The following is a 9,395-nucleotide window of genomic DNA, read 5'->3' as shown; positions in this document are numbered from 1 at the left end:
ACGGACACTTCCTTCGGTCTGCCTTCCAGCAGGCCCTCCGGGCGCTTCGTTCTTTCGTGTTTCCAGCTTATCAGATGTTTTCCGCTCCGTTTTCCGGGGCTTCGTCATCCAACTCGCCGATGTCTTCCGGGGTTTGACGCCCCATCCGACGTTTCAAACTCTAGCCGATCCCCGCTCCGAAAAGCGAATCCGACCGCAATCCAATAAAACGAGCACGCCGAATACGCACCGAGCCGCGACAAAGCGCGACCCAGCCCGAGCCGTGAAGTGGTGTTTCAGGGGATTGGCTGCCCCGGGACCGTCCGCGCCGATGCGTGTCCGGTGCTCCCTGCCAGGCAACTCGAAGAACTCTACGCGTCTTCGGGGCCGGATGCAAACGTCGCGCAAAGAGCCGGCCGGGCCCCGGGGAGAGGGGTCCGGCCGGCTCGATCGCGGGGCGGGGGCTCAGCTGTTGGTGGGGAAACCGAGGTTGATGCCGCCGTGCGAGGGGTCCAGCCAGCGCTGGGTGACGGCCTTGCCGCGGGTGAAGAACTGGACGCCGTCCGGGCCGTACGCGTGGGCGTCGCCGAACAGCGAGGCCTTCCAGCCGCCGAAGGAGTAGTAGGCGACGGGGACGGGGATCGGCACGTTGATGCCGACCATCCCGACCTCCACCTCGAACTGGAAGCGCCGCGCGGCGCCGCCGTCGTTGGTGAAGAGGGCGGTGCCGTTGCCGTAGGGGTTGCTGTTGATCAGCGCCAGGCCCTCCTCGTAGGAGGAGACCCGCACGACCGAGAGGATCGGGCCGAAGATCTCGTCGTTGTAGACGGACATGCCCGGCTTCACGTGGTCGAACAGGGTGGGGCCGAGCCAGAAGCCGTCCGAGGTCGGGGCGCCGTTTGCGTCCTCGGCGGTGATCGGGTGCTTGCGGCCGTCGACGGCGAGCTCGGCGCCGTCGGCGAGGCCGGACTCGACGTAGGAGGTGACCTTGTCGCGGTGCTGGCCGGTGACCAGCGGCCCCATCTCGGAGTCGCCGTTGCAGCCCGGGCCGACCTTCAGGGTGGCGACGCGCTGCTTGATCTTGTCGACCAGCTCGTCGCCGATCGGGTCGACCGCGACCAGGACGGACACGGCCATGCAACGCTCGCCCGCCGCGCCGAAGCCGGCGTTGACGGCGGCGTCGGCCGCGAGGTCCAGGTCGGCGTCCGGCAGGACCAGCATGTGGTTCTTGGCGCCGCCCAGGGCCTGCACGCGCTTGCCGTAGCGGGTGCCGGTCTCGTAGACGTAGCGCGCGATCGGGGTGGAGCCGACGAAGCTGACGGACTTGATGTCCGGGTGCTCCAGCAGGCGGTCCACGGCGGTCTTGTCGCCGTGCACGACGTTGAAGACGCCGTCCGGCAGACCGGCCTCCTTCCACAGCCCGGCGAGGAAGTTCGCGGCGGACGGGTCCTTCTCCGAGGGCTTGAGCACGACGGTGTTGCCGGCCGCGATGGCGATCGGGAAGAACCACATCGGCACCATGGCCGGGAAGTTGAACGGCGAGATGACCGCGACCGGGCCGAGCGGCTGGCGGATCGAGTAGACGTCGATGCCGGTGGACGCCTGCTCGGTGAAGCCGCCCTTGAGGAGCTGCGGGATGCCGCAGGCGTACTCGACGACCTCCAGGCCGCGGGCGATCTCGCCCAGCGCGTCGGAGTGCACCTTGCCGTGCTCGGACACGATGATCGCGGCCAGCTCGTCGCGGCGGGCGTTCAGCAGCTCGCGGAAGGCGAAGAGCACCGTGCTGCGCCTGGCGACCGAGGCGGTGCGCCAGTCGGCGAAGGCCGCGGCCGCGGCGGCCACCGCCTGGTCGACCTCGGCGATGCCGGCGAAGTCGACCTGGCCGGAGACCTGGCCGGTGGCCGGGTCGAAGAGGTCGCCGCGGCGGGGCGCCGCGCCGGCGGTGGCGACCGGCTCGCCGTCGATCCAGTGAATGATGTGCTTGCTCAAGTCCGTCTGCCTCCGAAGTCCCGGGCGGCGTCCTGCCGCCGGTCCTGTCTGGCGCCGCCCGCGAGTGGGCCGGGCGACGGGTTCACGGGGCTACCGCGCTCTTCTCCCCAGTCTGGTCGCCGTCGTGCCAGGCCTCAACGAACAGGCTGACGGGGATCGCGGATTCAGCCTTACAGGTCGTCCGGTCGCTCGGCCGGACGGGTGAGTGCGTGCGGGTCCACCCCCGGACGGCTCAGGCTTCGCCGTCCTCCAGGTACGGGTCGTGCAGGCCGTCGGCGGCCTCCTGGGTCTCCAGCAGGTCGAGCCGCAGGTCCTGCGCCCAGGCCAGCGCCCACCGCTTCAGCCCGTCCACCGCCCCCGGTGCGACGCCCCGGGCCCGGAACCGGCCGTCCGCCGCCTCGGCCAGCGTCTCCAGCCGGTCGGCGAGCACGGCGGGCTGCAGGTCCGCGTCGAGTTCCCCGGCGAGGGCGAGGAGCTCGCCCTCCCGGTAGCAGGCGGTGAGGGCGTGCACGTCGACCAGGTCGCGCGGCATGCCCCGGTCGACCAGCAGGGCCGTGGCCAGCGCGGCGGCGTCCTCCAGGGCGACGACGGGCAGCAGCACGGACGGCTCGCCGGTCGGCGGCGCGGAGAGCTCGAGCCGGACCGACCGGTGGCCGAGCGGCTCCTTGCGCAGCTCCACCGAGTGCGACCGCCCGCCGAGCGCGAGCCGCACGGTCAGCTGCTCCAGGCGCGGCGTGCCGGGCCGTTCGACGACCCCGCCACCGGCCGCGCGGTACGCCTCGGCCAGCGCGGCCGCAACCTCCGGGAGGTCGGCGTCGCCGGTGACCAGGGTGAGCCCGTCCTGCGGGCAGGCCGCGACGCCGTGGGCGCGCAGCGCGTGCCCGCCGGCCAGGGCCAGCCCGTACCGGTCACAGACGGGGGCGGCGGGCGCGGCGAGGCGCAGCTGGGCCGCGCCCGGTCGCAGGGGCGCGTCGACGGTGTCCGGCGCGGTGGTCACGCCTCCAGTCTGCCGCGATCGCCCGGGTCGCGCGCCACCGTCGGCCGCGGGAGCGCCCCACCGTGGGAGCACCCACCGCCGGAGCCACCTGCCATCCACCGCCCCGCCGTCCCGGGCCCCGGTGCCGGGGCGGCGGGGTCACCGGTCGCTGAGCCCGGCCGCGGCCTCGTGCAGCGCCAGCTCCAGCAGCACCGGGTCGTTGAGCCGACCGGACCCGTCCGGCGGGACCAGCCAGCGGACGCCGCCGCCGCTGCGCCCGGGGTGCGGGACGACGACCCAGGTGCCCTCCCCCGCACCCCGCACTCCGGTACCGACCCAGCGGGCGGCGGTGCCGACCGGCACCAGGAAGCTGACGTGCTCGTCCGCGAAGTCGGCGAGGACCGGGCCGCAGGAGCCGGTGTTCAGGATGTCCAGGGCGGGGTGCCCGAGTCGTCCGGGGACGGCGAGGACGTCCCAGCGGCGGCCGGCCGGCAACAGCATCAGTCCCAGTCCGGTGCGTTCCCACTGCGCCCGGAACGCCGCCGGGTCCGGTGTGGCCTGGGCGAGCCAGTGCAGTCCGGTGCTCTCCATGTCTGTCCCCGCTTCTTGCCGCTCGTCGGTGGTCAGGGCGCGGCGGGGGAACGAGACCCGCCGTCCACCAGGGAGAGGCGGACGGCGGGTCTCTCTTACACGTATCCGGCACCCCGGATCTACCGGCCCGGGCCGGCGGTCGGCGGCCGGCTCAGCGATCGCGGCTCAGCGGTCGCGACCGCCGGCTCAGCTGTCGAAGCCGAGCCCCAGCCGGTCGAGCGTGCGCAGCCAGAGGTTGCGGTGGCCGCCGTTGCGGTCGGCGCGCTCCAGCGACCGGGTGGTGATCTCGATCCCGGCCCAGCGGACCGGCTCGGGCGGGAAGGGCATCGGCTTGCTGCGGACCATGTCCAGCGAGGTGCGCTCGGTGCGCTCCCCGGAGAGCAGGTCGAGCATCACCTCGGCGCCGAAGCGGGTCGCGCCGACGCCGAGCCCGGTGTAGCCGGCCGCGTAGGCGACCTTGCCCCGGTAGGCGGTGTCGAAGAAGGCGGAGAAGCGGCTGCAGGTGTCGATGGCCCCGCCCCAGGCGTTGGTGAAGCGCAGCCCCTCCAGCTGCGGGAAGCAGCGGAAGAAGTGGGTGGCGAGGGTCCGGAAGGTCTCCGGCCGCTGGTCGTACTCGTGCCGGACGTGGCCGCCGTAGTGGTAGACCGCGTCGTAGCCTCCCCAGAGGATCCGGTTGTCGGCGGAGAGCCGGAAGTAGTGGAACTTGTTGGCGCTGTCGCCGAGCCCCTGCCGGCCGCGCCAGCCGATCGCGGCGAGCTGCTCGTCGTTCAGCGGCTCGGTCATCAGCGCGTAGTCGTACACCGGGACGACGTACGGGCGGACGCGCTTGACCAGGGACGGGAAGACGTTGGTGCCGAGCGCCACGCGGCGGGCGAAGACCCGCCCGTACGGGGTGCGGACGGCGGTGCCGCTGCCGTACTCCCGCAGGTCGGTGGCCCGGGTGTGCTCGAAGATCCGCACGCCCTGGCCGAGGCAGGCCTCCTTGAGGCCCCAGGCGAGCTTGGCGGGGTGGACCATGGCCACGCCCTCCTTGTCCCAGAGGCCGCCGAGGAAGGTCGGCGAGTTCACCTCGGCGCGCAGCGCGTCGGCGTCCAGGACGGTGAGCTCGAAGCCGTAGCGGGTCACGGCCTCGGCGATCTCGTGGAGCTCCTCCAGCTGGTGGGGCTGGGTGGCGACGTCGATCTCGCCGGTGCGCTCCCATTCGGCGTCGATGCCGTAGCGCTTGAGGGTGGCCTCGATGCCGTCCAGGTTGGCGGCACCGAGGCGTTCCAGCTGGGCGAGTTCGGCGGGCCAGCGCTGCAGGCCGTTGCCGAAGCCGTGGGTGAGGCTGGCGGCGCAGAACCCGCCGTTGCGCCCGGACGCGGCCCACCCGACCTCGTTGCCCTCGACCAGCACGACGTCCAGCGAGGGGTCGCGTTCCTTGGCGATGAGGGCGGTCCAGAGGCCGGAGTAGCCGCCGCCGACGACCAGCAGGTCGCAGGTGGTGTCGCCGACCAGGGCGGGCAGTGCCGCCGGCCGGCCCGGGTCCTCCAGCCAGAAGGGGGTGGGCCTGGCGTCACTGAGCGCGCGGGCGGAGTCCATGCATTATCAGCCACTTTCTGTACTTGGGCGACGATGTGTTCGGCCACGGCCGACGGTACGTCAGGCGGTGGCCTTCCGGCGGTTGCCGAGCCACTGGCCGGCGACGGTCAGCGCCACGGCGGCGGCGAACATCGCGGTGCCGATGACGTTGACCTGCACCGGGATGCCGCGTTGCGACGCGCCCCAGACGAACATCGGGAAGGTGACCGTGGTCGGGCCCGAGTTGAACTGGGTGATGATGAAGTCGTCGAAGGAGAGCGCGAAGCTGAGCAGCGCTCCGGCGGCGATGCCGGGGGCGGCGAGCGGCAGGGTGACCCGCAGGAAGGTCTGGACGGGGGTGGCGTAGAGGTCCTGGGCGGCCTGTTCGAGCCTCGGGTCCATGCTCATCACGCGCGCCTTGACGGCCGTCACCACGAAGCTGAGGCAGAACATGATGTGCGCGATGAGGATGGTGGTGAAGCCGAACGGGATGCGCATGTTGAGGAAGAGCGTGCCCAGCGAGGCGGCCATGACCACCTCGGGCATGGCCATCGGCAGGAAGATCATCGCGGTGGTGGCGGAGCGGCCGCGGAAGCGGTGGCGGGCCAGTGCGAAGGCGACCATGGTGCCGAGGACGGTGGCGCCGATGGTGGCGAGCACCGCGATCTGCAGGCTGAGCGAGAGCGACTGGCACATGTCGGCCACGCCGCAGGGGTTGGTCCACGCGTCGGTGGAGAACTCGTTCCACTCGTAGTTGAACTTGCCGACCGGCTTGTTGAACGAGAAGGCCAGCACGACCAGGTTGGGCAGCACGAGGTAGGCGAGGGCCAGCAGGCCCGCCAGCACCACCAGGTGGGCACGGACCCACTTGACGATCCGGGACATCAGACCAGTTCCTCCGTCCCGGCCTTGCGCATGTAGACCGTCACCATGCCCAGGATCAGGGCCATCAGGATGAAGCTCAGCGCGGCGGCCGTGGGGTAGTCGAGTACGTTCAGGAACTGCTTCTGGATGCCGTTGCCGACCATCTGCTCGCTCGGCGAGCCCAGCAGCTGGGCGTTGATGTAGTCGCCGGAGGCCGGGATGAAGGTGAGCAGGGTGCCGGCGACGACGCCCGGGAGCGAGATCGGGAAGGTGACCTTGCGGAAGGTGGTGAACGGCCGGGCATAGAGGTCGCCGGCCGCCTCGTGCAGGCGGGGGTCGATCCGCTCCAGCGAGGTGTACAGCGGCAGGATCATGAACGGCAGGAAGTTGTAGGTCAGACCGCAGACCACGGCGAGCGGCGTGGCGAGCACCCGGTCGCCGGAGGTGAGGCCGATCGCGTTGGTCACGTCCAGGACGTGCAGGGTGTTGAGCGCGCCGACCACCGGACCGCCGTCGGACAGGATGGTCTTCCAGGCCAGCGTGCGGATCAGGAAGCTGGTGAAGAAGGGCGCGATCACCAGGATCAGGATGACGTTGCGCCAGCGCTTGCTCGCCTTGAAGGCGATCGTGTAGGCGAGCGGGTAGCCGACGGCCAGGCAGAGCACGGTGGCGATGGCCGCGTAGGAGAACGAGCGGACGAAGTGCCACTTGTACTCGACCAGGGCGTCCCAGTAGGTGGCGAGGTGCCAGGTGACCTTGAAGCCCTGCTCGAGCGAGCCGGTCTGCAGCGAGGTGGACGCCTGGTAGACCATCGGGACGGCGAAGAAGACGACCAGCCAGGCGATGCCGGGCAGCAGCAGCCAGTAGGGGGTGAGCCGGCGCCTGGCCCCGGGGGCCGCCGGGGCGGGCGCGCCGCCGTCCGGGGGCACGGCCTGCGGCGGTGCGGCCGCGGTGGTGGTGGTCATGCGGCCTCCTCCGCGGTGCCCGCGTCGATCGCCTGGGAGGCGTCCAGGGCGAAGGAGTGCGCCGGGTTCCAGTGCAGCAGGACGTCGGCGCCGGGGACGATCCGGGCGTCGCGCTCCATGTTCTGCTCGAAGACGGTGACCTCCTGGCCGCCGTCTGTGCGCACCACGTACTGGGTGGAGACGCCGATGAAGCTGGAGTCGAGGACGGTGCCGGCGAGCCGGTTGCGCCCGTCGGCGACCTCGGCGGAGGCGTGCACGATGGTGATCTTCTCCGGGCGGACGCCCAGGTGGACCTTCCGGGCGTCGGTGGCGCAGCGCGCCTTCGGGACGGCGAGGCGGGCGCCGGCCGCGGTGAGCAGCAGGTCGCCGCCGTCGGTGCCGGTGACCTCGGCGGGCAGCAGGTTCGACTGGCCGAGGAAGTTGGCCACGAAGGTGGTGGCGGGGTTCTCGTACAGCTCGGCGGGGGCGCCCAGCTGCTCGACCCGGCCGCCGTTCATCACCGCGATGGTGTCGGCCATGGTCATGGCCTCCTCCTGGTCGTGGGTGACGTGCACGAAGGTGATGCCGACCTCGGTCTGGATCCGCTTGAGCTCCAGCTGCATCTGGCGGCGGAGCTTGAGGTCGAGCGCGCCGAGCGGCTCGTCGAGGAGCAGCACCTGGGGGTGGTTGATCAGGGCGCGGGCGACGGCGACGCGCTGCTGCTGGCCGCCGGAGAGCTGGTGCGGCTTGCGCCGGGCGTACTGGCCGAGTTCGACCAGCTCCAGCATGTCGTCGACCTGCTTCCTGACCTCCTTCTTCCCGCGCCGGCGCAGGCCGAAGGCGACGTTCTCGAAGATGTCCAGGTGCGGGAAGAGCGCGTAGCTCTGGAAGACGGTGTTCACCGGCCGCTTGTACGGGGGCAGGGCGGTGACGTCCTGGCCGCCGATCAGGACGGTGCCGCTGGTGGGCTCCTCCAGCCCGGCGATCATGCGCAGGGTGGTGGTCTTGCCGCAGCCGGAGGCGCCGAGGAGGGCGAAGAAGGAGCCCTGGGGGACGGTGAGGTCGAGCGGGTGGACGGCGGTGAAGGAGCCGTAGGTCTTGCCTATGCCGGTGAGCCGGACGTCGCCGCCGGCGGCCGCGGCGCGCTGCTGGTCTGTCATGGGGGTGTCTTCCTGGTTTGTCTCTGCCGTGAGCGGGGGTCAGGCGCCGATGAGCTTGGAGAACTTCTCCTCGAAGTCGCTCTCCTCGGTCTCGGTGAGGGTGCGGAACACGTGCGCCTTGGCCGCCATCTCGGGGGTGGGTACGACCAGCGGGTTGGCCGCGATGTCCGGGGCGAGCGTGGCGAGCTCGTCCTTCATCCCGGTGACGGCGGAGACGAAGCCGATGCCCGCGACCAGCTGCGCCGCGATCTTCGGCTGATAGTAGAAGTCGATCAGCTTCTCCGCGTTCGCCTTGTGCTGCGCCCTGGCCGGGACCAGCATGTTGTCCGTCGAGGAGACGTAGCCCTTCTCCGGGATCACGAACTCGATGTCCGGGTTGTCCGCGCGCAGCTGGATCAGGTCACCGCCCCAGGCGACGCAGGCCGCGATGTCCCCGGAGGAGAGCTCCTGGCCGTAGTCGTTGCCGGTGAAGCGGCGGATCTGCTTGCTGTCCACGGCCTTCTGCAGCCGTGCGATCGCGGCGTCGTAGTCGTCGGCGGTGAACTTCGCCGGGTCCTTGCCCATGTCCAGCAGGACCATCCCGATGCTGTCGCGCATCTCGGAGAGGAAGGTCACCCGGCCCTTGAGGTCCGGGTCGTCCAGCAGCTGGGAGACGCTGGCGACCTCCTTGCCCTTGGTGGCCTTCCGGTTGTAGGCCACCACGACCTGGATCCCGGCCCACGGGTAGGAGTAGAGCCGGCCCGGGTCCCAGTCCGGTGCGCGGAAGCGGGAGTCGATGGTGGTGATCGCCGTGGTGACGTTCGCCTGGTCGAGCTTCTGCACCCAGCCGAGCCGGATCAGCCGGGCCGCCATCCAGTCGGTCAGCACCATCAGGTCGCGGCCGGTGTCCTGGCCGGCCGCGAGCTGCGGCTTGATCTTGCCGAAGAACTCGACGTTGTCGTTGACGTCCTCGTTGTACTTCACCTTGATGCCGGTGGCCGCGGTGAAGGCGTCCAGGGTGCCGTGCTTCTCCTTGTCCTTCTCGTCGGTGTCGACGTAGAGCGGCCAGTTGGAGAAGTTCACCTCCTTCTCGGTCTCCGAGAGGTCCTTCGCGGCGCCCGCCGCCGAGTCGCCGCCGGAGGTCTTGGCCGCCGGGATGCCGCAGGCGGCCAGCGTGCCCGCGCCCGCGGTCAGCGCGGCGGCCCGCAGCAGGGCTCGGCGGCCGATCGCCGCCCGGCCGCTGGTGAGACTGCGCTCCCAGGCCCTGCGGACCGGTTCGGGCAGACCGTCGGTGAGCTCGTTGAACGCCATGGAACGGGCCTCCTGGGGGTAAGAGGTCGGATCGGGGCGCCC

At 71.3% G+C, this 9,395-nt stretch carries 8 protein-coding genes; all 8 read right to left on the bottom strand.

Features of this window, described 5'->3' with window-relative positions; all coding sequences use genetic code 11:
* Positions 1 to 444 precede the first annotated feature (444 nt).
* Complete coding sequence (locus tag AB0N04_RS30605; RefSeq protein WP_360217594.1) at positions 445 to 1,968, bottom strand: CoA-acylating methylmalonate-semialdehyde dehydrogenase; 1,524 nt, start codon at positions 1,966 to 1,968, stop codon at positions 445 to 447.
* Between the two features lie 232 nt (positions 1,969 to 2,200).
* Complete coding sequence (locus AB0N04_RS30600) at positions 2,201 to 2,965, bottom strand: hypothetical protein (protein WP_360217597.1); 765 nt, start codon at positions 2,963 to 2,965, stop codon at positions 2,201 to 2,203.
* A gap of 138 nt (positions 2,966 to 3,103) precedes the next feature.
* Entirely contained in the window at positions 3,104 to 3,535 is a 432-nt protein-coding gene (locus AB0N04_RS30595; protein WP_360217600.1) for a hypothetical protein, read from the bottom strand.
* 186 nt (positions 3,536 to 3,721) lie between these two features.
* Complete coding sequence (locus AB0N04_RS30590; RefSeq protein ID WP_360217603.1) at positions 3,722 to 5,116, bottom strand: FAD-dependent oxidoreductase; 1,395 nt, start codon at positions 5,114 to 5,116, stop codon at positions 3,722 to 3,724.
* A gap of 60 nt (positions 5,117 to 5,176) precedes the next feature.
* Positions 5,177 to 5,980, bottom strand: coding sequence for an ABC transporter permease (locus AB0N04_RS30585; RefSeq protein ID WP_360217606.1), 804 nt, complete (start codon positions 5,978 to 5,980; stop codon positions 5,177 to 5,179).
* Positions 5,980 to 6,924 (bottom strand): ABC transporter permease, encoded by a 945-nt coding sequence (locus AB0N04_RS30580; RefSeq protein WP_360217609.1) that lies wholly within the window; start codon positions 6,922 to 6,924, stop codon positions 5,980 to 5,982. Before AB0N04_RS30580 ends, AB0N04_RS30585 begins: the two co-directional genes overlap by 1 nt.
* Complete coding sequence (locus AB0N04_RS30575; RefSeq protein ID WP_360217612.1) at positions 6,921 to 8,063, bottom strand: ABC transporter ATP-binding protein; 1,143 nt, start codon at positions 8,061 to 8,063, stop codon at positions 6,921 to 6,923. The genes AB0N04_RS30580 and AB0N04_RS30575 overlap by 4 nt, the downstream gene beginning before the upstream one ends.
* Before the next feature lie 39 nt (positions 8,064 to 8,102).
* The gene (locus AB0N04_RS30570) at positions 8,103 to 9,353 is read right to left on the bottom strand and encodes a spermidine/putrescine ABC transporter substrate-binding protein (protein ID WP_360217615.1); all 1,251 of its coding nucleotides are present in this window, start codon (positions 9,351 to 9,353) and stop codon (positions 8,103 to 8,105) included.
* Positions 9,354 to 9,395 lie beyond the last annotated feature (42 nt).

The organism is Kitasatospora sp. NPDC051702, from assembly GCF_040681575.1.
In the GTDB taxonomy this organism is placed as follows: domain Bacteria; phylum Actinomycetota; class Actinomycetes; order Streptomycetales; family Streptomycetaceae; genus Kitasatospora.
Note: the sequence above shows the minus strand (reverse complement) of the source record. Positions and strands in the feature narration are given on the sequence as shown.

Bases quoted from the DNA above. Each gene is read 5' to 3' on its own strand.
- AB0N04_RS30595 (WP_360217600.1), bottom strand. From the start codon at position 3,535: ATGGAGAGCACCGGACTGCACTGGCTCGCCCAGGCCACACCGGACCCG.
- AB0N04_RS30590 (WP_360217603.1), bottom strand. From the start codon at position 5,116: ATGGACTCCGCCCGCGCGCTCAGTGACGCCAGGCCCACCCCCTTCTGG.
- AB0N04_RS30585 (WP_360217606.1), bottom strand. From the start codon at position 5,980: ATGTCCCGGATCGTCAAGTGGGTCCGTGCCCACCTGGTGGTGCTGGCG.
- AB0N04_RS30580 (WP_360217609.1), bottom strand. From the start codon at position 6,924: ATGACCACCACCACCGCGGCCGCACCGCCGCAGGCCGTGCCCCCGGAC.
- AB0N04_RS30575 (WP_360217612.1), bottom strand. From the start codon at position 8,063: ATGACAGACCAGCAGCGCGCCGCGGCCGCCGGCGGCGACGTCCGGCTC.
- AB0N04_RS30570 (WP_360217615.1), bottom strand. From the start codon at position 9,353: ATGGCGTTCAACGAGCTCACCGACGGTCTGCCCGAACCGGTCCGCAGG.